Origin of the sequence: Algibacillus agarilyticus, assembly GCF_003286125.1 — a bacterium.
Classification (GTDB): domain Bacteria; phylum Pseudomonadota; class Gammaproteobacteria; order Enterobacterales; family Alteromonadaceae; genus Algibacillus; species Algibacillus agarilyticus.
In genome coordinates this window covers 19490-45700 of the sequence record NZ_QMED01000014.1, presented here as the reverse complement: position 1 = coordinate 45700, position 26211 = coordinate 19490, and the positions used below count along the sequence as shown (strand labels likewise).

Sequence of the window (26211 nt, the reverse complement as noted above, 5' to 3'; positions counted from 1 at the left end):
ATCTAAATGCTCAACTCGACATTAAGCGTTTATTTTTTACTAATAACAACGTTATCAATCGTAATAGTTGCATCGGTTTCTGTTCTAAAAGTAAGAAATGAGGTTGCCGTCGCGGTTAAACCGTCGACAGTGTAGGTGTCACCTACGACTAAATCATCTAATACTGTTGAGTAAAATTTTGACGCAGAACCATGAATTGAATTTCCACTGCCGGAAGTATTGTTATCAACATAGATTTGGAAGCCTTTGGTGGTGGTTCCACCCACACTGACCACATTAAAACTAACGGTATAATCAGCACTTAAATCTAATACACCGGTTGTTGTGGTGTCTGCACTGGTTGTCGATGTATCAATTGTATTACCGATACTAAAACGTGCACCGGTCATTTCTAATGCGCCATTAGTCACAAATATACGACTACCGCCTGTCGCAATACGATACATCGCGGCATTCGTACCATCAGTACCTGTTGCCGCTGTAATGTCACGATAGGTTGAGGTAAAAAAGGCGGTCGCATCGACAGCCGAGAACACTTCAACATACGGTGTCGTTAAATCAACCGCACCAGAGTTTGCCAACTCAACGCTTTTTTTCTCGATTTTTAAATCATCGATAGTAATTGTCGCATCCGTTTCAGTTCTCAATGTAATAAACGAGGTAGACGTCGCGACTAACCCATCAACGGTATAGGTTTGGCCAACCACTAAATCATCTAGTGCAGCTGAATAGAATTTTGACGCTGAGCCATGAATAGAGTTGCCACTGCCTGATGTATTATTATCAACATAAATTTGGAAACCTTTAGTCGTTGTACCGCCAACAGCAGTCACTTTAAAGCTAACCGTATAAGCTGAACTTAAATCGAGCACCCCCGTTGTGGCGGTATCAGCATCAGTAGTTGAGGTTGTAACCGTATTACCCACACTAAAACGTGCACCGGTCATTTCAAGTGCCCCGTTAGTCACAAATATACGGCTACCGCCTGTCGCAATGCTATACATTGGATCTTTAGAACCGTCGCTTCCACCTTCAATGTCGCGATAAGCCGACGTGAAAAAGGCATCAGCATCCGTTGCCGAAAATGATTCAACATAAGCCGTTGCTAAATTTGGCGTACCCGTATTAGCGTCTGAGCCTGAACCACCATCGTTGCCGCCAGTTCCCGCATCAACAGCTGGAATAGTGTCATTGGATTGATCAATTTTACCAATACCGGCATGGGCTTTAACATGGGCCTTTACATCGGCCGTATCAAGTAAATGAGTCGCGTAATCATAACTGACATCATCATACGTACCGGTTATCGCACCCGAAATACTGTAGCTGTCTTCTGTGCTACCAAAAGTATCGTTATCGCTATAAGTCACCGTTCCTTCAAAGCTATTACCACGAGCATACCAATAACCCACTTCTCGTGAATCAATTGAAACAATCGGGTTTTTAACATCTTCAAACACGTTGTTTTCAATTAAGAGTTGAGCACCCATGCGTGAATTAATCACCGAACCGTTTATATTGACAAAATAATTATTATACAAGTGTCCAAAACCATAGCGGAATAGCGGTACACGGGAGTTGATGTTGGCAAAGTGGTTATGGTGATACGTAATATAACGATCGCCTGCATCATCGTCTGATGAACCATTTAACATGGTTTTCCAGTGATCGTGTATGTAGTTATACGAGATAGTAATGTGCGAAGCACCTGATCTGCTATCAATCAAACCATCGTAAAAATCTTTATCAACCGCCAATGATCCATATAGCTCGTTGTGGTCAATCCAGATACGGCTGGTGCCAACATTTTCATCACCTTCAATGCCAATCACATCACCGAAATCTTTTGGTACTTCGTGCATTTTTAAGTTACGAATAATAACATTTTGAGCGCGTTCTATTTGCAAACCAATTCCGTTGAATTCACCTCGGTCAGCAACCCCAACAATTGTAATGTCTTTAATATCTTTGATACCGATATTACGTGTTGCATTGCCCGTATTAGCGGCCGTAATAGTACCGTCGATATATATAGTGGAGGGTGAACCTGCGCTTTTAGCGGCATCAAGTGCGGCAACTAAAGCGGTACCGGTTGCAACCGTTACGACCGTTCCGCCTTCACCACCCGTTAAGGTGTAGTTGTCGCCAGCAAAACCGCCATCGCCCATCGCAGGGGTCGAAATAACATCGCCGCCGCCATTATTTCCGCCATCGCTACCATCTGTTGGCAAATTCGTAAAATCAGGTATGGCGAGTGGCTGAGGGTCCCAGCCGGAGCCAGCACCATAGTTCGAAAATACACCAGCTCGGTCATTAAACGGAGCTGAAGTTAATACAGAAGCCAACGGATCACGACCACTTAAATCAAGTGCATCACCATTTGCGTTCATGCTACCAAACTCGCGCCAACCCATTGTATTAGTCGCCGGAGAAGGATTTGGATCAGGTTGCTTTTGGTCAGTATTGCTTTGTGTAGCCCAACCTTCATTAATAATATGTGAACCTAGTTTATTATTAATAAGCAATACGTTGTCGTAATAACTCGTACTGCCGCCACTTCGCGCGATATAAGTTGAGTTGTCTAATACGCCATTGCCTTTTGGCCCTGCTCCGCTGGTAAATTCACTGTTTAAGAAGACAAATCCGGCATTGTCTTTATCACCTTCTTGTACACGGGCTTGCAATATATAACCGCCTTCGCTGTCTGCTGGCGCTTTTTCTGAACGGCCAACCGTACGAATTTCAGTGTTTTCAAACAAGGCCGCTTCTGGATACCCCCAGATAAAATCAACATTGCCCGCAACTAAACTGTTATAGAACCAGGTATATCCTTTAAGTTGCAATGTATCTTGTTCGCTCACAAAATTCATATTGTTCGCGATTAGGCGTTTGCCTGGACTATTAAAGTAAATTGTTTCAGCTTGATCGCCCGAGCCTGAACGTTCGTGTGTATTTTTCAACGTAAAGTTGTTTAACACTAACATATCGGCGCTTTCAACTAAAAATACCGGACGCCCACTTGAACCCCCATTTAAACCTTCATAGTTGTTGTATTGTACAACCGTGCCATCGCGGCTTTCACCTTGTATGGTTAAGTTGTTTTTATCGCGCAAATATAAAATTTCATTGTAAACACCATCACGGATAGAGATCGTTGTGCTCGCGTTTTTATCTGTCATCGCGTAAGCCATCGCCGCTTGCAACGTTCTAAAATCAGCCGTGGCGCCATCATCATCAACTAAAATAGCCGTGCCGGTAGGCATTGTTGATTTAGTCGTGAATGACCACTGCGTTGAGCTGCCTAAACCATCAAAATCAAGGCCATTAAGTTGAGTGTTTAAAGCAACATCATTGCCAATAACAACGTAATATTCAGTGCCGTAAGCTAATGCACCGCTGTGAGGTTTAATAACAAGCTTGTTACCTTCAACATAAATGGCTTGATAACGCACATTACGAAGCTTTCCTTCCGTTGCTGACTTGATCGTATCTAAATCACCTGCCACATTAAGTTCATCAACGAGCTCATTGGTATTGGCATTATAAATACGGACCATGCCGTTTTCGCCTAAAGTCGGCGCGGTATCAAACGCTACGCTGATTAAGGTATCGGTATAAGCCGACATTTCGTTGATAGCTGGGCTTAATTTAGCGGTTAAATCACCATAGTCTGTTGTTGAATCAACAAATTGGGGGGCAACGGTAATATCAATTTTTTGTATCACGGTTGGATCAGTCGCCGAGACCAAATAAATTGCCGTCATGCCTTCTTCTAATGGATTAACCGTAACGGTTGAGCCATCAATCGTGGCTTTTGCAATATCGCCATCACCCGAATGAACCGTAACCGAATCAGCTGAGCCATCACCTAATAAAGCCGATACATTAAAGGTTAACGGATCACCATTAACACCACCAATCAAACTAGATTCGGCTAAATCGGTTGATATTTGAATTGGCTTGTCCATTGCCGCACCAATTTTGAAATCATCTAATTCAAAGGATCGATTATACGTATATAAACCGGCTAACCCTTTAGCTGTGAAATTTGTATCCGCAAACGTGCCTTTTAATTCACCATTGATATATAGCGTTAAATCGCTACCCAGCATTTCAAAACGCACGGTATACCAAACACCATCGTCGGTTGCATCTCTTTCGCCGAGAATAAACGGTTGTTTTTTCTGCACAGGACGCGAAAGTGAATCAGCAATAAGCGTTGCGACTTCAGATTGTGTTGAAGCAGAACTATTTTGTAAATTAAGTCCGCCGCCATACCAGTTTTGTTGATCAACATAACGCCCTAACATATATAAATGTTTATTAGCTGTTGTGCCATTTTGGCGCGGGCGTAATTTAGCCTCAACAAAATAATCGGCATCCGGTACATTGGCCATGGCACTGTCTTTAACCGTGGCTAATACCCCCCCTAGGCTACCGGCGGTATAACGCATTGCGTTATTACCTTTAATATCGAGCACATCAAATACGCCTTCGGGTCCAGCGGTGTTACCTTCTGACGCAAAGATATTCCAATTGTCTAACGTACCTTGTGAAAAATCATCACAGAAATATAAAGCAGGCATGTCGCTACAACTAAATGCCACCGGCTCGTAAGCTTCTTTAACAACCGCACTCGCAACCGTTTCGATCTTCAGGTTATCAATCGTGATACTACCTGCACTATCGGTACGTAACTGGAAGAATGAGTTCGTTGTGGCCGGAAAACCATCATGCGTAAAGCTAAAGCGTTGACCTTTCGGGAAGTTTTCGTCGTTAATTGAACTGCCAACAAATTTAGATCCACTCCCATGTAACGAGTTGCCAGCACTGGTTGTATTATTGTCGACATATAAACTCAAACCACCAGAACTGTTGTGATCAATCACATCAAAGCTAATGGTAAACCCTTGACTCAAGTTATATATACCCGTGCCTTTTGTATCGGCAGAGGTTGTTGATGATGCGGGCTCAGCATTACCGATAGAAAAACGATCACCAGCGAGTTTTAGCTCACCATTTTCGATTTCGATTGTCCCGCCGGTTTTAAAATATAGTGGACCACTACTCGTTGATTCGGCTAATCGCTTGTATGTAGATGAGTAGAATGTGTTTACACTATCCACTTCAAACTCTTCAAATAAAGCGGGTTCGGGTTCATCTATCGTCGCGGCATATTCTTGCATAGCGGCCACTTCATCAGCGACTAATTCAGCATTTAAAATGAGCATGTTGCTTTTACGATCATCTGCAGTTTCACAGGCATTGATCAGTGTTTGTAAACCTGACACATTGGCGGCATTACAAACACTGTAAAGTTCACCTTCAGAACGATTGGCTAACGAGACTAAATAATCCGTATCTGCATCCGTTTGATTTAACATCAATACTTGGCGGCTGCGACTTAATTCATATAAACCCGATGCGACTTCAACATCATCTTGGCTAATGGTGTATGAACCTTTAGTGGCTGAATTATCCGTACTGGCTTCTGGTACAAAATTGATAATTTGGCTAACGACGGTACCATTTTCAACATATATATGAGTAATGGGGCCGGTTAGTGTAGCTAACTTAAATGCTTGCGCTTTGTATTCACCTAATTCAGCCGCTAAAGTCGCAACAAAATGCGAAACCGCATCTTCATAAGACACCAAAGTAGACCGAGTGTTATTAGTGGCTTGACCTAACCATGTCTCAACTGCGGCTGCGAATGCGTTGCCTGATTGGTTAAAAAAGTCTTTGGCACTAAGCGGGTTACCTTCGTCATCGTTATTAACGGTTGCGACACCACCCAATGCGCTATCAATAGTAATGCCATTGCTTGGATCATTATCGCTATCAAGCGATTGTAAAAAGCGCGCTACGTTAGCGACATTTTCGGCATTTGGATTATTAGTTGAAAAAAAGCTTAAAGGCGTAATGATCGATTTAGCTTGAACCGCCGGAAACGTGACCCCGCCGATATAAAATTCGATGCTTTCACCACGGACATATTCATAACGCCCCTCCGCATCGGTTACACCTTCAGTCACTTCGCCATTAATGTTGGTTCGACGAAACGGCATTCCACCCACGCCACTATCTAAAAATTGGCCTTGTAACGGTGTGACTGTTACTGCTGATACATTTTGCTCAGATTCAAATCCGCAACCTGAAACGAGAACAGCACCAATAACACTGCTCAATATTGATAATTTATAATTCATGATTTTTTTCCTTTCGCAGAGCCACCGGTAGCAGCCCTGTTACAAAAATACAATGTCAGTTGGTTAATAAAACTTGTAATTCACACCAACTTGCAACGTTCGGCCATATGCTTCGCTTTGCGCCAACACTTTTCCACCGGTTAATGCGTTACCATCGTAGTAACGTAAATCAACATTATCGGTAAGATTGATCGCATCAAAATAAACCGACAGCCCTTTTGCTAAGTTAACTTTAGCTTTAAAATCGACCGTGGCGATCTTGTCTTGATATTGATCTGACCAGGCTTTACAAAATTCCCACGGTTGAGCTTGATAACGAGTAAAATTATCATCACCTTCAACAGGTAAAGTCGAACAAGATCCAATTTGCTCTAAAATTTCTGAGCGATAATTACCAATAACACGGAAAGATAAATCATCGTTTTCCCAACCCAGTGTTAAGTTAGCCATCATGTCGGCTTGGTCAGGTAACGCAATTGAACCAATGCGCACACTTTCATCAAGCTCTGCGTCACTTTGTTGAATCGTTAAGTTACTTTGTACAAAACCGCCCCAATCAAAAAACTGGTTATAGCTAAGCTCTGCCCCAAAAACCGTTGCACTCTTACCGTTAAGCGTATAGTTAATGTCGTTAAGTAATGTGTCTTCAGCAATAATAAACTCAGTAATTTGACCAACAGGCAATGTTAATGGCAATTCATCTAACCGTTTAGAAACGCCTTGCACATCCACAATGAAATTTTTAATGTCTTTGTAGAAAACCGCTGCTTCAATAAATAAGTCTTCTGAGTGATACCAACTAACAGAGGCATCGTAGTTAGTTGATGTCATCGGGATAAGATTAGGGTTACCCAAATCTAATGTATTATTGGTTCCCAGCACCATGTCTTGTAAATCAAGTGCCGATGCGCCTAAAGTGTCGTTATCGGTATAACAACTGGCCATTTCGCCTTCAACCGTTGGCGGCAAACACAATTCAATATCATTTTTAAACTGAGCCTTTGCTCGGTTCTGTTTAAAAGTAGGACGGGTATAACTGGTCCAAATGGCGGCACGCACTAATAAATCATCAGCGGCTTCCCAACGTAAATGCGCACTCGGGAAAAACTCACTGTATTTAATCGAGGCGGCCGGTAATGGTTCAAATACATCAAGCTGCGCACCCTCACCATCACCAACGGCAAATTCATCGTTAGACAACGCCATATTCCCATTTGAAGCATATTCGGTTGTCACATAACGCAAACCCGTAATTAACTTTACGTCTGCGGCAATTTCCATATCAGCCATCACATAAGCTTCGCTTACATCTTCTTGTAACGTGTAATCACTGGCCGAGCTTTCAAAAGACAACGCACTGTCGGTGCCATCGTATCCGGTGACCGCGTACTTGGTTGGCCCAACAATTTTGGTTAAATATTCTAAAGCGGCGTTATCAACAAACGGATGTTGGAACTTGCTATTGATCGGCATCTCGGTAGTAAAACCTAACCCACCCTCGGCTACCGAGGTTGCTACCGTTTGCTGCGACACTTTATAAGTTGCTAAACAAGCTGAATGCGCTTCACTGCCTATATCGTATGTATCGTCACAGCCATCGGTTGTTGGCACAAAGCTCCAGCGATTTTTATCTAAATCATTAGTCCTTTCACTAAATGACACACCGGCTTTAACGTAATACAACCAATCTGAATCAAAATCATATTTTAAGTTGGCTTTGAACGTGTTGATTTCATCCGTTCGAATACTGTCTTCTAAAAACATGTTATCGAATTCCCAATTATCACGATTGGCGGCATCACCATCGTAATTATCAAAAAGGGTTAAATCGACACCATAGCGTTCAGTTGCCTCGGCTGGGGTTAACGTGCCATAAAAAACGTCTTCTTTAGTTGCACGCCCGTGCATTAATACATTTTGCTCTCGGAACTGTACACGGCGATCATCAACTGAATCTTCACGTGCACTAGACGATGAATAATCATAATCGAATGTCCAAGCATCACCTAAAATGTGAGAACCACCAAAATTAAACGTTTTAACAATTTGCTCCGATTCTTGAATAAAATATTGGTGTTGCATTTCGGCATCGGTAATCAAAAACTCACGTGTGTTGGGGTTTACAAAAACAATTTCATTTTCTTTGTCGGCTTTATCAAAACGAAAATATTCACGATAGGCGACATCTTTATCGGCAAATCGAACATAATTGCCTTTTAAGTAAAAACGGTGAGCATCATTTGGACGGTATTCAATGTTTAGCGCCGCCGTATCACGTTCACGATCAGCGACTTCTTGACGTGTCTCAACTTGATAAGGCGCTAAAATAGCCTCACCAATAGACATTTCGTTAACGGGATCCCATTGGCGAATTGTGCGATAAGTATTTGTTGTATGGTGGCGCTGCTCGTTTACTAAAGACGCACGCTCTTCGGTTGACAACACAAAGCCTAAACCAATTGTGTCATCCGCTAATAACTGCGTACCGTCCAAGGTAAATTTGGGTGAATGCTCTTCACGCAGCTCTGAATACGAATCTTGAATTTTGAGCTTAAGTGAATCCCCTTGACGATCAAAAGCAGATATCGATTTAACGTTAACCGCCCCCCCAATCGAATTTAGATTCATATCGGGGGTTAAGGTTTTAACAACCTCAATCGACCCTAAACTATCGCCAGCGATACCATCTAGCCCAACTTTGCGATCTTCACCCGCGCCAGCCATTTCTGCGCCGTTCATATTAACGGATACAAATTGCGGACCTAAACCGCGCACAGTAACAAATTTACCCTCACCTTCAGAGCGTTGTAAACTAACACCGGGTAATCGACGCATCGATTCAGCTACATTTTGATCAACGAAGTTACCAATATCATCGGTTGATACAACCGAGCTATATTGACTTTTTTCGCGCTCCATCATGCGCGCTTTTTGGTCACTATATTGAATACCTCGTACTTCAATCACTTCTACTTCAGCTTCTTCTGCTGCTGCAGCGTCTTCATTTTCAGCTGCGAGCGGCACGGCTGAGTAGCCAAGCATCATCGCGGCGGCTATGGCATTTAATTCCCAACGTCTCATGCGGTTAGTCCTCATATTATTGATATGATTTTATATTTATATAGAGCCCTTAAAAGTGTAGCTCCACGCTGTGTTCTATCTATCGATGTTCTCTGTATTTATGTTCTTAATATCGAAAATTCAGTTTATTTACGCCTAAGTCTCTGCTTTATCATAATTGCCACCGGTGGCAGGTTGTTTTCCATTATATAGCTCTAAAATTTTTTTTGTATAGTTTTTGTTAAATATTTTAATTTATTTAATGATATTGTATTATAAATAATACTATTTCAGTCGTAATCCACTAAAAATATTAACTTTTAGTTACGTACTAAGGTATATATTAAAATTTATGATGAGGCTTCAATGGGCTCAGCTTTAGTTAAATTTAGCCAAAGCTCTTTACGCTGTAGCGGAGTCGCTTTAGGTAAATAAGGGTTAGTTAAACGTATCGCACGACGATTTTTAAGATCGGCTTGTTCAAGCGTTGCTTTAATCTCTGGGCTATTATAAAAATAATCATCAAATTGCCCATCAACCAACATAGTTTCCAGTCCGGCTTCAATGTCTGCTGCGAGCTTAGGATAGGCCTTAGATACAAAAAAGTAAGTCGGTAACGGATAAACAATAACTAAATCTTTCTCAACGGTTAACGGCAAATCAGAATAAGAACTTAATTCTGTTAACGCTTCACTGGCTCCCCGAGGAAACGCATCAAATCGGTCACCATCCAACATGTAATACAAATTTCTTTTTTTATTCGTTTTGATAACCTGCATACCAGCAGCTTCTAAAATTTTAGCATCCATCCACTTACGCCCTTGGCCAAACCGAATTAACTTTAAATCTTCTGTATTTTTAATTTGGCTGAAAATAGCTTGCTCACCTTCACGTATTAACATTAAGCGATGACTCATTAAACCTCGATAAGTATCAATGCGAATAGGAATATAATTAGCTTCCATCTGATCTGACGTGCCACCCCACGTTAACGAAATAGCGCCCGTTTTCATTGATTCAAGTACTTTAGATTTTGAATAAACTTGATCAGTTGATTCAATTTGGTACTCGCGATGTGAATAAGATAAAGCCAACGTCAGCAAGCCGGTCATATAGACCCCTTTTGTATTAGACTTTTTATTGATAATTACACTTTCACTTGCTGCTTTTACATTCATTGCAACCAAATAGGTCAGTAATAAAAGTACAAGTGTTGCTGAATAACCCGGTTTTTTTGTCATTTTGTACACCTCTTCAACAATTGCCACCGGTGGCAACTATATATCACTAAGGACGAAAAACAAACATTTATTTAACATAAAAACACCTTTTTATATATTTACCTTGTAAATCAGCGTGATAATGTTTCAAACTTATTTGAAGTTAATTCTGATTTCAATCAAGTTATTTTTTTATATGAATGGGATAGGCAGCTACGTTCATTAATTCTAGATGCTATCGAACGTACAGAGATAGCGGTTAAAACACAATTGACCTACCACGGTGGGCATTCCTTTCAGACGAGTTTTAAATGCGCTTACTCTGTGTTGCTCGAACTCAAAAGAGCACCACTATTCTTTCATTTCAGCGCATTTAAACGCTCGCTGAGTGGGCACTTATTATTACTGATTGATATTATTCGTCACTACAAATCAAATATACTGGATTTCCAAGCGTACCTATCTGGATGCTTACTGAGGTAATGTTATTAGGCGCTTTATCATTTGGATATGCAGGCTGATAAATGATCAAAAGAATGGAGAGAGCACCCACTATGGAAGTAAAATGGGTAATTTATCTGTTTATTTTCAATACCCTGAATTCATCCATGATGAGTTAGGGCGTGTTTATCTTTTGTGTATGCTTTGCCAGCCGTATTTGCACGATTTATACAAGGCAGAGCGATTGCGGTGTCGTTATTCTTGACATTAATCATTAATTAAAAGTTCAAATTTATGCTTAGCCAAGCTTTCTTCTTTTCTTACTATTTGATAACGCTTCATGATTGAGCCAACTAAGATGTGTAACCCCGCCGGAATAAAAGCAAACATAAACACGATCCCTTGAGATGTCGTTACGCTTAACTCAAGATCTTGAGCGTTATAACCAAAGTATGTCAGGCTAAAGCCAACCACGGCGCCAGCCAGTCCTATCGCTAATTTTTGACTCATCGAGATCATACAATACGAAAGCCCAGTTACACGTGTGCCTAAGGTTCGGCTGCCATAATCAACCGCATCAGCAATCGCGGCCCAAAAAATAGGGGCATGTAAATCAACCACAAAACTAAGCAAAAAGAACACAATAAAAGCGAACACAACCGCATCTTGACCCGCAAACACGTACAAGCCTAAACTCAATAAGCCGGCAATAATTTGGCTTTTATAATACAACTTAATTTTAGAATAGCGCTTAGTGATCCAGGTTGAAGCCACCATCGCTAAAATTGACGCTAGCACATTGGTAACTAAAAAAAGTGATTGCCCAAATGAGCCAAGGTTTAAACAATATTTAGCAAAATAAATGGCCAGCGCCCCCCTGATCATAAAGCCCATCGTGCTCACTACACAACTAGCTGAAAGCAACATCAATAACTTGTTTGCCAATACTAACTTAACTTGTTGCAGCATATTTATACGCATATTATCGAGTTGCACACGCTCTTGTATAAATACAAAGCAAAAAATCAAACAAACAACCGCAATCAACGCCATCGTCGTCATTACAACTTGGTAACCATGCGATAAATTACCGTTTAAATAATTTGATGCAGTCATGATCGGTACAATTGTTACTACCAAAAAAGCCGCTAACTTAGCCATAAATAAACGATAGCCACTGGCTGATAAACGGGCTTCTCGGTTTTCAGTCATCACGCTGAGTATCGAAATATACGGAATAGTCACCGCAGTAAACATGAGTGAAAAGAAACCATAGGTACAGTATGCCCAGAGTAGTTTTCCGTCGTAATCGAGATCGGGAGTCGTAAACGTTAAAATAATGGAAGCACCAAATGGTAGCGCCAGCAAGATAAAATAATGACGATAGCGTCCCCATTTAGAGCTAAAAGTATCGGTTAAATAACCCATTATTGGTGTCAACATCGCATCAGCGGTGCGCACAACAACAAACATAATACCCAGATCAATGGGCGTTAAATGATAAATGTCTGTATAAAAATAAGTGATTAGCAGCATCATTGACGAATACGCGATATTAATAGCGAAGTCGCCAGCCCCATAACCTATCTTTTCAATAAATGACAAATGTTCTGCCGATAATGCTTTCTTTGCTACCACGTGTTATCGCCTCGATCTCAACCTTTTAATTAATAAAATAATATTACTATTAAGAAATATTAGCGTAAATAGACTAAAAAATCATCTAAAAATAGTTAAATGTGAGCAGAAATGACTTATCTTTGATCGTTTCTCATTAACCGTACGCCATAAATGCCACCGGCAATTGAGTGGTTAGCCGCAACAAACTTTAAGGTGTATTGTCCTTTGGCTGTGCTAGCAATCAAATTAGAAATGGGGTAATCGACAGTAAAAAAATCATTCCCCTTGTCGCCTTTAAGTTCAACATCCGCCAGTTTATGTTCGTTTAACCAAAGGCTAAATTGGCGGCCGGCATCGAGTCCAAAATAGGTAATACGTAAAAAATCCGCGTCTTGTTGCTTATCGTTCAATTCATAACTAAACCATTGATGTGCATGTCGCCAATGACGTCCCATATGCACACCAGCTTCACTTTGCTCGGCTTTAAAAAAATGATCGGATTCAGGTTGTTGCTCACCAGGGGCTACTTTATCAATGGTTAATGCCTCAAGCTCTGCTATCGCTGCAGCGGCTTGAGCCGCCCGATCACGAAATTTTGTTAACGCTTTTGGGGTGGTATTCGCCCAATAGGCTTGATAACGCGTATCATGTAAGCGATAAAAAGGCACCAAAATCACAGGCGACATTAAAGGATTTGATAACTGTTGTTCGGCCACAAATGTTAATGGGCTGCCTGTAACAGCTTTGATCTTTTTAACAAATTCATCAGGGTCATCTAAAATCACAGGCAAGGCTTCGGGCGGACACATAGGCCCATTGGCGATGTGCCCCATGCGGCTATCATCAGCAATATATTCAAGTTTTTCATTCGGAAAAGGGTCGACTTTTGAAGCCAACACAACAGGTCCGTAAACCAAAGCATAGTGTTGAGTATTGCCAGGTAACGCTTCAGCTTTAATCTGCATCGGTAAATCAAACTCGATTGTGTCGCCATTTTGCCAATGGCGGTTTAACGCTAAATAATGATTGTCAGTGATGGAAAAGGTAACAGGGTTACCATTTAAGCGAATATTCATTTTATTACCCGCTAACCAAGACGGCTTACGAATGTGTAATTTGAATTGCGCTTGTCCTTTGATCACGAGTTTAGAGCGCGCCTGATCAGGAAATAAAGTGTGTTGTTTTAAATGGACCCCTAACGCCGGTAGTTTAATCTCAGACGCAACAAACATATTTACGTAGATACCTTTTTGGGCATCAGTATTGTAGATAAGCTCACCATATTTACTGTGATTTTCGATACCGGAACCAACACAACACCACATGGCTTTATCTACCGCCGAGTATTTACGATAATGACCAGGGCGCATCGAAGTAAAATATACAAGCCCGCCGTGTTTAGGGTGCTGCGACGATAATATGTGGTTGTAAGTCGCTCGTTCATAATAATCGAGGTAGCGCGTATCTTGCGTTTTAAAAAATAACATTTTAGACAGCTTAAGCATGTTATAAGTGTTGCACGTTTCTGGGCCTTCAACATCGGTGATCATGGCATTAAAATCATCCAAACCATGAAAATGTTCTTTTACGCTATTGCCACCCATCGCCGTTGATCTATGGTTAACAACACGATCCCAAAAATATTCAGCCGCTTTTTGCCAGGTTTTATCGCCTGATAATTCAGACACACGTAAAAAACCAATAACTTTGGGGATTTGTGTATTCGCGTGTAAGCCACTCAGTTGATCTTGTTGTTTAATTAATGGTGCTAAAATAGATTGCTGCGAGAACGCTATGGCTAAATCAAGATAAGTGTTATCACCACTGATTTCTGCCATATCAGTTAAGACTTCATTCATACCACCATGTTCAGTGATCAGCATGGTTTGAATGTCTTGCCGGCTTAATTTTTGAGTTAATATTTTGAGCCACTCAGCATAATTAAGTAATAATTTTTTAGCCAGCGGGATCTCAGCAATAAGATAGGCATCGCGTAAACCAGCAAACATTTTATGCACGTTATACCAAGGCACCCAACGCTTATTCATCGAGAATAAATCGGCTTGTATGTTTCCTGCCGCTACGTCTTTCCACATAGCAGAACCATTAGGAATACCGCCTAAATAACCATTACCATTGGTTTTTTGAATTACCTCTAGCTGTGCAAGCATATAGATTAAGTGTTTATATAAACGCTCATCACCTGAGGCCGCATAACCTAAGCTGAGCGCAGTTAAATAATGCCCTCCCATATGACCATCTAAACCGGTGTTTTCCCAATTACCGTAGCTGTCAGACGAGGTCTCAAGCCCTGCTTCACGTAAATACGGCGCTAATAATTTATCAGGTTCTAAAGCTAATAAATAATCAAGGTTAACACGCTGAGCCTGTAAAAATGGCCCATCTGTTATCTGTACACTTGATAACGGCAGCATTTTTAAGCGATTATTAAAATCAATTTTATCTACCGCCGCGTTAACAGTTTGTATAAATAGATATAGCAAAACCACGACTAATTTACGTGAAACACGAAATCGCATGCCTATTCTCCTAACCGCTGATTAACTCGGCTTGATCAGCGGGTGTACCAAAATTAGGAAAACCGTTATCATGCCAATTGATTTTTTTAACAAAAGTATGACGGTCAGGGTTCCACAATGGATCACCTTCAATTTCGGTATATTGGCGGGCATGAAACACCAACATATCGTGCTGGCCACATTCAGATTTAGTAAAACTGTTATGCCCAGGGCCAAACATCTTGGCTTCAGTCACCGTTTTAAAGACCGGTGCTTCGGCTTTTACCCAATTACTCGGCTCAAGTACATCCGCATTATCATCTATTGATAGCAAGCCTACACAATAGTTTTCATCTGTCGCACTGGCGGAATAACTAACAAATATTTTGTTATTGCCTATTAATACGGCAGGGCCTTCATTAACCCAAAAGCCACGTGTTTCCCATTCAAACTCAGGTTTACTAATTAAAACAGGTTCGCTCGAAATGGCGGTTGGCGTTGCCATTGGCGCAATATACAAGTTGGAATTACCGGTGATATCTTCTGCTTTTTGCGCCCATAAGTAATATAGTATACCTTTATGGGAAAAAAGAGTGGCATCTAAACAGAAGGTATCTATCCCCGTATCCACTTGACCCACAAAAAACCAATGGCCAGAAACCGGATCTGCGTCATTACACTGCAACACATACATACGATGTTGAAATAAGCCATCAACAATATCTCGGTTCGGCGCGGCAGCAAAATAGACATACCAGATACCCTCTACATAATGTAATTCTGGCGCCCAAATGAGTTCAGAATAAACGCCTTCATCAGGTTTATGCCAAACATCAGCCGGCGTTGCTTGATTCAATTCGGCAATTGTTTTTGCTTTGCGGATCTCAATTCGATCGTAGGCTGGCACAGAGCCCGTAAAATAATAATAGCCATCACTATGTTTAAAAATAAAAGGATCGGCACGTTGCTCAATTAACGGCTTAATAAAATTCATAAATACTCCAAATGCGAAAATAATGACAGCGAATCGCTAGGGCGTGTTGCTCTTTAGTTAACAATTGTTGTTCTATCGGAACACTTTCAGATTGCGGTGCGTGGCTTTTACATCATTATTCTATGTAAAAGCCGATCACAGCTTCCGCATCTTGGTCACGCCAAATACCTGCATCCATGCAGGTAACAACACGCCCTAAATAACTAATTGTTTAGCGCTATCGTTTTTAATTCAGGTTTGATCTCATCGTAATATTGATCCGTGATCACATATTTATACATAATGAAACCGACCACGGTATGAAAAAAACCAGGGATAATACAAAGCATCAATGCGATGCCATACAAGGCTTGTGAGGTTTGTTCTTGATCGGCTTGGTAACCGTAGTAAGCCAATAATGAACTGACTAACCAACCACCAATCCCCATGCCGGCTTTTTGGAAAAAGGTGATACCGCCATAAGCTAATCCTGATGCTCGGTTTTTATTTTTCACCTCTCCATAGTCAACCGACTCAGCAATAGCTGACCAAAAGATAGGCGCATGTAAATCAACAACAAAAGATAATAAAAAGTATAAAATTAAAGCTAAAATATAATCACCCGGCGAGACGGCATAAAACATTACAACGCTTATAATGCCAACTGCAATTTGACTCAGGCGAAATAATTTAACTTTACAATACGATTTGGTGATCCAAGTTGAAGCAACCATCGCTAAAATAGCCGCACCAACCGAAACAGATAAAAACAAAGATTGAAAAGCGGCATCGCCGCCGAGATAATATTTAGCGTAATACAAGGCAACAGCTGAGCGCACCACATAACCCGTTGTGCCAAATAAACATACAGAGGCTAAAATAAGCCACTGATCATTTCGGCACAACACCTTAGCTTGCTGCCATAAACTGCGTGAATCTACTTTATGAGTTAAGCGTTCTTTTGTTGTAGCAAAACAAAAAAGTAACAATGCAGTACCAATAAACGCCATTAAGCCCATCGCAACTTGATAACCTAATGCTTTATCGCCTTGCCAATAATCGGCATCGGCTAAAATAGGCACCACAATTGTTACTAAAAATGCAGCTACTTTGGCACAAAACAAACGATAGCCATTCGCTGACAAGCGCTCTTTAGGGTCGTCGGTCAGTACACCAATTAACGAAATATAAGGGATCGTGACACTCGTAAACATAATGGTGACAAAAATATAGGTCGCATAGGCGTAAACAAGCTTGGTGTTATAATCAAAATCGGGCGTACTAAAGGTTAAAAACACCGAAATACCAAACGGTATGGCTAAAAACAAAAAATAAGGACGATACCGACCCCAGCGGGTGTTTGTTCGATCAGTCAACAAACCCATTAATGGATCGGTCACCGCATCAATCAATCTAACCACTAAAAACATAATGCCTAAATCTTCAGGCTTTAAACCATATATATCGGTATAGAAAAACGTCATGATTAAAAACATTGACGATATCACCACATTAACGGCCATATCGCCTGCGCCGAAACCGACTTTTTCTAATCGTGTAAGTTTAATCAAACTCATATTTACTTCCTAAGTAACCTAAATTGCTCTGCGTACAGGCAAGATAACGCAATGAATATCTTAATATTAGTGTCTATTGCATATTAATTCTGTCTGAGTAACGATTTTATATTACTCAGCTTGATATCAAATAATGCCCAGATAGATTGACCTTATAAATGGGAACGATAATAAATAAGCAACAAGCGATTTTTAAATAATTTAACACAACATATCAACAATTAAAACATATAGTAATACTATTTGATATTTATTACGCTAAAAAATCTATTTTAATTTACATTTAAGTAAAAATTTACTATAAAGCTATATAGTAATACTAATAAGAGAGATCTTATTCTAGTTGTTCAGTTATTATTTTTAAAATAGATGAGAGGCACAATGAAAAACTTAAAACGACTTGCACTCGCAGCAACACTAATGACCACACTGAACGTTTCGGCTAAAAATCCGATCGTAGATAACGTGTTTACCGCTGACCCTGCCGCCATGGTTCACGACGGAAAAGTGTACCTATATACAGGGCACGACGAATCGCCCAGTAATAATGTGTTTTTCCAAATGCATGATTGGCTATTATTTTCATCTGAAGACATGGTTAACTGGACACAGCATGGTTCAATAATGCGCGCAGATGATTTTAAGTGGGCCAAAGGTGAAGCTTGGGCGGCTCACACGATTGAGCGTGATGGCAAGTTTTATTTTTATACGACGGTACGCCACAAAGATGACAAACCCGGATTTGCAGTGGGGGTAGCCGTTGCAGATACACCTTATGGCCCTTTTAAAGATGCCCGTGGCAGTGCCTTAATCACAGATGATATGACAAAGCACACGTCGAATGATTGGGATGACATTGACCCTGCGATACATGTTGAAGAAAACGGCGACGTATATATGTTTTTTGGTAATTTAGTGCCTAAATACGTAAAACTTAAAGATAACCTGATTGAACTTGACGGGCCTATCAAAGTTGTCGATGTACCTAATTTCACTGAAGCAGCTTGGGTGCACAAAAACAAAGATAATTATTATTTAAGCTACGCGTGCGAGTTTCCTGAGAAAATTTGCTACGCCATGAGCAAAAGTATTCATGGTCCTTGGCAATATAAAGGCATATTAAATGAGCTAGCCGGTAATAGCGAAACCAATCACCAGGCGATTATTAGCTTTAAAGGTCAAGATTATTTCTTTTATCATACGGGAAGCTTACCACCTAAACCAGGCCAAGAAAGCGGCGGCCGTTTTAGACGTTCAGTCGCCGTTGAAGCGCTACATTACAACAAAGATGGCACGCTTAAACGCGTTCAAATGACAACAGAAGGGATCACCAAACCCGTTAAATAATCAACGGGTCTATATTTATACTCAAGTTATTGCAGCGTTATACCTAAATAACTTGGGTATATGCTGCTTAAAACAATTTACATTACGCATACAGATAAAATAGCTCATCACCTATTATCATTTCTTTTTTTACTTAACATTTCTTTAACTGATCACGTTTTTACATCCATTTATTCAAAAATGAAACGATGATTCTTTTTCACCACTAAAATTCAAACACGATCAAACACTTAAACAAAATATTAACTTTTAAGTAACATTTCTGTTGATCTAATTAGTATTATGATAGTAGTATTAATGGTGATTTTTATAATGTTATTCATATTTAATAAATCAAACTTATAAAAAACGCCAAACACTTTTTATCAAAGTTTACCTCATTGTTTAAAGTCTTGGCTGTTTAATATGCACACACATAAAAGCTTTTTTGGAGGCGAAATGTTACAAGCACGCAAAATTATAAAAGTACTCAGTGGTTTACTTTGTTTAATAAGCAGCCAAGTATTTGCGATAGACAATGGGGTTTATACTATTAAGTCTAAGCACAGCGGTAAATTGATTGAAGTGGGTAGTGGATCACCTGAAGACGGCGCTAATATTAATCAATGGTCAAGCAACAATGAAGATGCGCAAAAATGGTTAATTACAAAACTTAATAACGGATATTATTCGATTATTAACTTAAGTAGCGGTAAAGCGATGGAGGTTTACAATTTTGATAATAGCGACGGTGGTAATATTACCCAGTGGGAATACTGGGGTGGAATAACACAACAGTGGGATATTAATGAACAAAATAATGGTTATTTTACCTTTACTAATCGTCATAGTGGCAAGACATTAGATCTATTAAATTTTGAAACCGTTGATGGTGCCAATATTGGTCAATGGACATATTGGGGAGGTGATTCACAATTTTGGTCGATGCAAAAGGTCGGTTCAATTGAATCAGGCCCTTGGGACCCATCCACGACGAATGGTTCAACTAATCATTGGGCACTAACAGGTAACATAGTCACACACGACCCTACTATTGGCTATGAAAACGGTACTTGGTGGTTATTTCAAACGGGCCCGGGTATTTATGGTAAATGGTCAAGTGATGGTGTTAGTTGGAATGAAGCGTCTCCTATTTTCCCTAATCCATTAAGTTGGTGGACGAATTATGTACCTGGTAATACAAACAATGATGTATGGGCACCAGAGCTTAAACATTATAACGGTCGAGCATGGCTGTATTATTCTATTTCGACATTTGGTTCACGACAATCAGTTATTGGCTTAACATCGGCAAGTAGTGTTGCAGCAGGTGATTGGCGAGATGATGGTCTTGTTGTAAACACGACAACCAATGACGATTATAATGCAATTGATCCCGATCTGGTTATTGATAAAGACGGTGCACCTTGGTTAGTATTTGGCTCTTGGAACTCTGGGATCAAGCTTAAACGAATCAACCCAATAACAATGAAACCTTATGGCTCATTATATTCATTGGCTGCCCGTTCGGGTGGTATTGAAGCGCCAACGATTGTTTACCGTCAAGGATATTATTATTTATTTACTTCTATCGGTAAGTGTTGTGCAGGTATTGATAGTACTTATCAAATTGCTTATGGTCGTTCGACTGATATCAGAGGTCCATATTTAGATAAAAATGGCACCGATATGTTAAACAGTGGCGGTTCTATTTTAGATTCAGGTAATAGTGCTTGGGCAGGCCCTGGTGGACAAGATATTTTAAATACAGACGTTATTGTGCGCCATGCCTATGATGCATCAGATAACGGTACGCCTAAATTAATGATAAGCACACTTAATTGGGATTCAAGTGGTTGGCCAAAATACTAATTTTTAGTTGATACACTTTTTAAAATAAATGAGTTAAGCCGTAACGTGTTAACTCATTTTACTTAATGTGCGCAAGCATTACTATCAATAGGATAATGCCAGAAAGCTTCATTTTGCATAGCCTTATCAATCTGTAAAGTCGGGTTACATAAATATAATTTTTTACGACTGTTAATATTTAGCTGTTTCAAACTGTTTTTAATATCTGGATCATTGTAAAAGATGGAATCAAATGTACCATCTGCTCGCAATGACTGAATACCTGATTTTAATCTATTGGCTAGTTTTTGATTTTGTTTGCTAACAAAAAAATATACGGGCATTGGATAAATCAAACTTAAATATGGATCCAATTCCAGCCCCTTTTCTTTATGTAAATTGACATCTGGCAATGCTTCTGCGTAACCACGAGATAATAAATCAAATCGCCCCCTTGCTAACATTTTATAGAGTTGTTCAAAGGTGGATGTTTGTATGACTTCAAATTTATTATATTTCATTATTTCAACATCTGGCCAACCTCTACCTAAACCAAATGTAAATTGGCGAAGCTGTTCTATGCTATTTATATTTTGAAGTATGTGTTTATTATTTTTGTTTACTAACATAACGCGATACCCCATTAAACCTTTTAATAAAGGTTCTTTAACTGCTTGATTTTGTGCTTCCCTTTTTTTTGATGTTGAGGTCCAGGTTAAATTTATATGTTCATTTTTACCCAGTAAGACATCGATACGTTGATGGGTTAAAGGTATGTTATGTTCTAAAACGTTACATTTACCATATTCTGCTTCAGTTCGTTTTAATATCGCATCAAGTAAGGTCAAAAAATATTGATTGTGGATACGCTTGGATGGTTCTTGATAGGGAATATAAACTACGGCTAAGTTTGATTGATTATCTAACGTACAGCTTTGAACTTTATGCGTGAACATACACAAGATAATAACTAACCAGATAAAATGCATTCAACCAATCTCAAGATAATTTAACTTAACAAAACTAAGTTTTCTTTATCATTAAGCTTAGTGATTAATAAAACTAACACAAGATGAGTACTTACATTTGTTTATTACGTTTATATTTTTTAGTTTAAATAAACATAAAGTAAATAGACTATGTTGACTGTGGTATGAACTTAAAGCGAATGACACAGATTTTTGGACGCCCTAGATTAAGAATAAAAAATACCGCGATATACGCGGCATTTTAATGGAGTTAATATGCTCTTCTTATAAAACGTTAGCTAAACCATAATAAGCTGAGTTGTTTCGTAAATCAGCCTTAAACTGACGAATTTTGGTGTCCGCATCGATAACAACAAGTTCAACCCCTGCCATTTCTGCGTAGTCATTTATCATATCGGTCGTTACTGCTTGGCTATAAGCGGTATGATGTGCGCCGCCAGCGTAAATCCATGCTGCTGCGGCTATCGATAAATTAGGACGTGGCTCCCACAATGCATTGGCAACCGGTAATTTAGGTAAATCTGCAGGTGGTTTTACAGCATCAACTTCATTAACAATAATGCGGAAACGATTGCCTAAATCAATTGGTGATACATTGATTGCCGGTCCTGCAGCACCGGTAAATAATAAACGCGCGGTATCACATTTAACGCCGATTGTATGGCGATGTATTTCTAATTTTGGTTTTTCTGCTGCTATTGATGGGCACACTTCAAGCATATGCGCTCCTAAAACTTGATCGCGCTCTCCAAAGTTATAGGTATAATCTTCCATAAAAGATGTGCCTCCTTTTCGACCTTGACCCATTACTTTCATTATGCGAACCATAGCCGATGTTTTCCAGTCGCCCTCTCCACCATAACCAAAACCATTTTGCATTAAGCGTTGAGTAGCTAACCCTGGTAAACCGGTTAGTCCAGCTAAATTTTCGAAACAGTTTGTAAATGCACCGAAGCCTCCATCGGTTAAAAATTGACTCATACCCAATTCAAGACGAGCCTCGTTTTTAAGCATGTTTAGCTGGTAGTCATCTTTAAATAATGCATCATTTATTGCATATTCTTGGCTATAACATTCAATTTGTGCAGTAACATCAGCATCAGATACATTGTTAACTAATTCAGCAAGTTCACCTAAACCATAGGCATGAACTTCGTAACCAAATTGAATTTGAGCACTGACTTTATCACCTTCGGTTACGGCTACTTGGCGCATGTTGTCACCAAAACGGGCTACCTTTAGGTTTTGGCTTTCGTTCCAACCTGCAGCAGCACGACACCATTCATCGATTTGTGTTTGTACTTGTGTATTTTGCCAATGGCCAACAACTACTTTGCGTTCTTTACGTAGTCTTGTTCCGATAAATCCAAATTCTCGACAGCCATGTGCACTTTGGTGTGTATTCATGTAGTTCATATCGATATCAGCCCAAGGTAATGCGGCATTGAACTGCGTGTGTAAATGCATGAATGGTTTACGTAATTCGCTTAAACCCGCTATCCACATTTTGGCAGGTGAGAAGGTATGCATCCATAATATAACCCCAACACATTGACTATCGGCATTTGCTGCTTGGCAAACAGCATGAATTTCTGATGGCGATTTTACGGTCGGTTTACAAACAACATCAAACTGGATGTGTGCTGATTTGTTAAAACCGGCAACCATTAGCTCACTGTCTTTAGCCACTTGTTCTAACACCTTTGGCCCATATAAATCTTGAGATCCTGTGATAAACCAAACTTGTTTTTGTGAAAAATTCATATTTTTATCTCTATATTATGCTGTACATTAAACGTTTAAATGATTGATGAGTGCTATTTACTTTGTCCGTAATATGCATTTTTTCCATTTTTACGTAAGTAGTGTTTATCCATAACCTCTTGTTTTAAATCAGTAACTTGTGGTGTTAAGGTTTTAGTTAAATAGGCCATCTTAGCTATTTCTTCCAATAATGCAGCGTGATAAACCGATTTGGCGGCATCTACACCCCACGTAAAGGGAGCGTGGCCAGCAACAATAACCATGGGTGATTCATTTGGGTCACGATCAATAAAACAGTCTGTGATTTGCACACCCGTTTCTTCTTCGTAATCACGATCAATTTGATCATTACGTATAACAGCGGTGCAAGGAATATCACCATAAACATAATCAGCGTGGGTTGTGCCTAAGCAAGGTATCGGTGATCTTGATTGTGCCCATGCCGTAGCATAAGTCGAATGAGTGTGTGTGATCCCACCTACATGATCCCAATGACGATATAAATAAGTATGCGTTTTAGTATCTGAAGACGGGCGCATATTACCTTCAACAATATTGTTTTCGAGATCAACAATGACAATATCATCGACATTTAAATTTTCGTAAGCTACGCCACTTGGCTTTATAGCAACAACGCCTTTTTGACGGTCTATTTGTGAAACGTTACCAAAGGTATAAATAACTAAGTCACGGGTGACTAGTTCCATATTGGCTTCAAAAACTTCACGTTTTAGTTCTTTATAACTCATTATTTAATTCCTCCTTCAACGAATACACCGAGTTTTATATAGCGTTGGTACAATTCATCAAATTTTTCTGTGTTTTGCCTATTAGGCTGATACGTTTTACAGACAGGTGAAGCCATTTGAGCTTGTGCACTTGCGACATCAGGGTAAATACCCGCAGCAACCGCGGCAAATATGGCAGCACCAAGAGCACAACTTTGTTCACTTTCAAGTACATCTATTGGACTATTCCAAACATCAGCACATGTTTGCATAACAAAATCTGATTTTTTCGAGATCCCACCAATAGTGACGACTGAATCAATGCGAACGCCTTCTTTTTTAAAGCGCTCTATGATTGCACGCGAACCAAACGCCGTTGCTTCGACTAAAGCTCGGTAAATATGCGGTGCTTGACTACCCATTTTTAATCCGGCGATAGCCATCGACACGGTCTGATCAGCATCAGGGGTACGCCGACCATTAACCCAATCAAGCGCCGTAAGCCCCGACGAACCGATCGGCAACTTAGCCGCTTCTTCGCCTAGCGCGATTAATGTTTTATCTTCTACCTCTTGGATCAATTTAGCTTTGGTTGCATCATCGATTAAATCGCTAAGCACAATGTTTTGCAGTGGCCAATTAATTAAACGACGGAACCAAGCATATAAGTCACCAAAAGCAGATTGACCCGCTTCTAAACCAATAAAACCAGGCAAAACAGAGCCATCAACTTGTCCACAAATACCTTTAATATTTTTATCGGCGACTTCATCATAAGTAGCCACTGTAATATCACAGGTTGAAGTGCCCATTACTTTAGTTAATACACCCGGTTTTACATTGGCGCCTACTGCGCCCATATGACAATCAAAGGCACTAAAAGTAACGGCAATTCCCACAGGTAAAGAGAGCTTATCAGCCCATTCAGCACTTAACTCGCCACAAATTTGATCAGCTGTAAATGTTTCACTGGGTAATTTATCGCGTAAGCCATCTAAGAGAGGATCTATTTGAGTGAAGAATTCATTGGGTGGGTATCCTCCCCAGCTTTGATGCCACATTTGCTTATGGCCTGCCGCACACCGGCTTGATCTAAATACGGTTGGATGCAACGTGTCGGTTATTAACGCTGACATCCAATCACAATGTTCAACCCAACTATAGGCTGCATCAGCTATCGTTTTATCTTGACGTAATGTATGTAAAGCTTTAGCCCAAAACCATTCAGATGAATAGACACCACCTTCGAATTTCAAATAATTCTCATTGGCGGCATTAGCGGCTTGTGTTATCTGTTGAGCCTCAGTGATCGCAGTATGATCTTTCCATAATATAAACATGGCATTGGGGTTTTCAGCAAATTCAGGTTTAAGCGCTAAAGCGGTACCGTGTTCATCGACTGCGATCGGTGTTGAGCCTGTTGTATCAAAACTAATCCCAACAACTGACTGTTGTGTTTCAACGGGAACTTGTGACCAAAGACCTTGTACAACTGCAGTTAAACTTTCAATATAATCTAAAGGATGTTGGCGGAATTGGTCTTTAGTAGGATCACAATAAAAGCCTTGTTTCCATCTTGGGTAATAAACCACATGAGTCGCGATCTCTTTACCATTTTTTGTATCTACCAAAAGAGCTCTAACTGAATCCGAGCCAAAGTCCAAACCTAATACATAGGACGTCATATATTCACCATCATTTAATATTGCAATAAAATACCGCTTTCAATATATATTAATATAGTATTACTTAATGAAAAATACAATAACTTACACACGAGTTTTAGAAAATAGTATGACTATTAACCCTTAAATTGACTTTTTCAGTCGATAAATTGCGATAAAAGTAATAAATAACGCAATTAGTACTACTTTATGTAAGTGTATAGTTGAAGAAGGAAGTGGTGACGTTGAGCGCCAAGTTCAAAACTAAAT

14 protein-coding genes are annotated in these 26211 nt (G+C 39.9%); 3 read left to right on the top strand and 11 right to left on the bottom strand.

Translation table 11 applies throughout. The annotated features are described in order from the left end of the window. Positions 1-29: 29 nt before the first annotated feature. From DPX34_RS12155 to DPX34_RS12145, 3 genes are all read right to left on the bottom strand, one after another. Positions 30-6209, bottom strand: coding sequence for a pectinesterase family protein (locus DPX34_RS12155; RefSeq protein ID WP_111978702.1), 6180 nt, complete (start codon positions 6207-6209; stop codon positions 30-32). A gap of 63 nt (positions 6210-6272) precedes the next feature. Further along, on the bottom strand, positions 6273-9290 hold the full coding sequence (locus DPX34_RS12150) for a TonB-dependent receptor (RefSeq protein ID WP_111978701.1): 3018 nt from the start codon (positions 9288-9290) through the stop codon (positions 6273-6275). A 329-nt stretch (positions 9291-9619) separates the two neighbouring features. Then, the gene (locus DPX34_RS12145) at positions 9620-10510 is read right to left on the bottom strand and encodes a diguanylate cyclase (RefSeq protein WP_111978700.1); all 891 of its coding nucleotides are present in this window, start codon (positions 10508-10510) and stop codon (positions 9620-9622) included. A gap of 96 nt (positions 10511-10606) precedes the next feature. Between DPX34_RS12145 and DPX34_RS22390 the strand changes: the two genes are divergently transcribed. Next, complete coding sequence (locus DPX34_RS22390; protein WP_111978699.1) at positions 10607-10972, top strand: Abi family protein; 366 nt, start codon at positions 10607-10609, stop codon at positions 10970-10972. Between the two features lie 225 nt (positions 10973-11197). Here DPX34_RS22390 and DPX34_RS12135 read toward each other — a convergent pair whose 3' ends face one another. The 4 genes from DPX34_RS12135 to DPX34_RS12120 all read right to left on the bottom strand — a co-directional run bounded on the left by DPX34_RS12135 (position 11198) and on the right by DPX34_RS12120 (position 17619). Further along, entirely contained in the window at positions 11198-12568 is a 1371-nt protein-coding gene (locus DPX34_RS12135) for an MFS transporter (protein WP_111978698.1), read from the bottom strand. A gap of 116 nt (positions 12569-12684) precedes the next feature. Beyond that, a complete protein-coding gene (locus tag DPX34_RS12130) occupies positions 12685-15090 on the bottom strand; it encodes a beta-L-arabinofuranosidase domain-containing protein (protein ID WP_111978697.1) in 2406 nt (801 codons plus the stop codon). Between the two features lie 10 nt (positions 15091-15100). Beyond that, complete coding sequence (locus tag DPX34_RS12125) at positions 15101-16063, bottom strand: glycoside hydrolase family 43 protein (protein WP_111978696.1); 963 nt, start codon at positions 16061-16063, stop codon at positions 15101-15103. A 203-nt stretch (positions 16064-16266) separates the two neighbouring features. Further along, entirely contained in the window at positions 16267-17619 is a 1353-nt protein-coding gene (locus DPX34_RS12120; RefSeq protein ID WP_111978695.1) for an MFS transporter, read from the bottom strand. A gap of 381 nt (positions 17620-18000) precedes the next feature. On the opposite strand from DPX34_RS12120, the gene DPX34_RS12115 reads away from it, so the two are divergent. Together DPX34_RS12115 and DPX34_RS12110 are read left to right on the top strand one after the other, a co-directional pair. Next, positions 18001-18966: a glycoside hydrolase family 43 protein gene (locus DPX34_RS12115; protein ID WP_111978694.1), complete on the top strand. Its 966-nt coding sequence runs from the start codon at positions 18001-18003 to the stop codon at positions 18964-18966. Between the two features lie 405 nt (positions 18967-19371). Further along, positions 19372-20817 (top strand): family 43 glycosylhydrolase, encoded by a 1446-nt coding sequence (locus DPX34_RS12110; RefSeq protein WP_232824721.1) that lies wholly within the window; start codon positions 19372-19374, stop codon positions 20815-20817. A gap of 62 nt (positions 20818-20879) precedes the next feature. Here DPX34_RS12110 and DPX34_RS12105 read toward each other — a convergent pair whose 3' ends face one another. From DPX34_RS12105 to DPX34_RS12090, 4 genes are all read right to left on the bottom strand, one after another. Further along, positions 20880-21785, bottom strand: coding sequence for a substrate-binding periplasmic protein (locus DPX34_RS12105; RefSeq protein ID WP_232824720.1), 906 nt, complete (start codon positions 21783-21785; stop codon positions 20880-20882). A 264-nt stretch (positions 21786-22049) separates the two neighbouring features. Further along, complete coding sequence (gene araA, locus DPX34_RS12100; RefSeq protein WP_111978693.1) at positions 22050-23549, bottom strand: L-arabinose isomerase; 1500 nt, start codon at positions 23547-23549, stop codon at positions 22050-22052. A 53-nt stretch (positions 23550-23602) separates the two neighbouring features. Next, a complete protein-coding gene (locus DPX34_RS12095) occupies positions 23603-24298 on the bottom strand; it encodes an L-ribulose-5-phosphate 4-epimerase (RefSeq protein ID WP_111978692.1) in 696 nt (231 codons plus the stop codon). Continuing rightward, a complete protein-coding gene (locus DPX34_RS12090; RefSeq protein WP_111978691.1) occupies positions 24298-25962 on the bottom strand; it encodes a ribulokinase in 1665 nt (554 codons plus the stop codon). The genes DPX34_RS12095 and DPX34_RS12090 overlap by 1 nt, the downstream gene beginning before the upstream one ends. Positions 25963-26211: the final 249 nt, after the last annotated feature.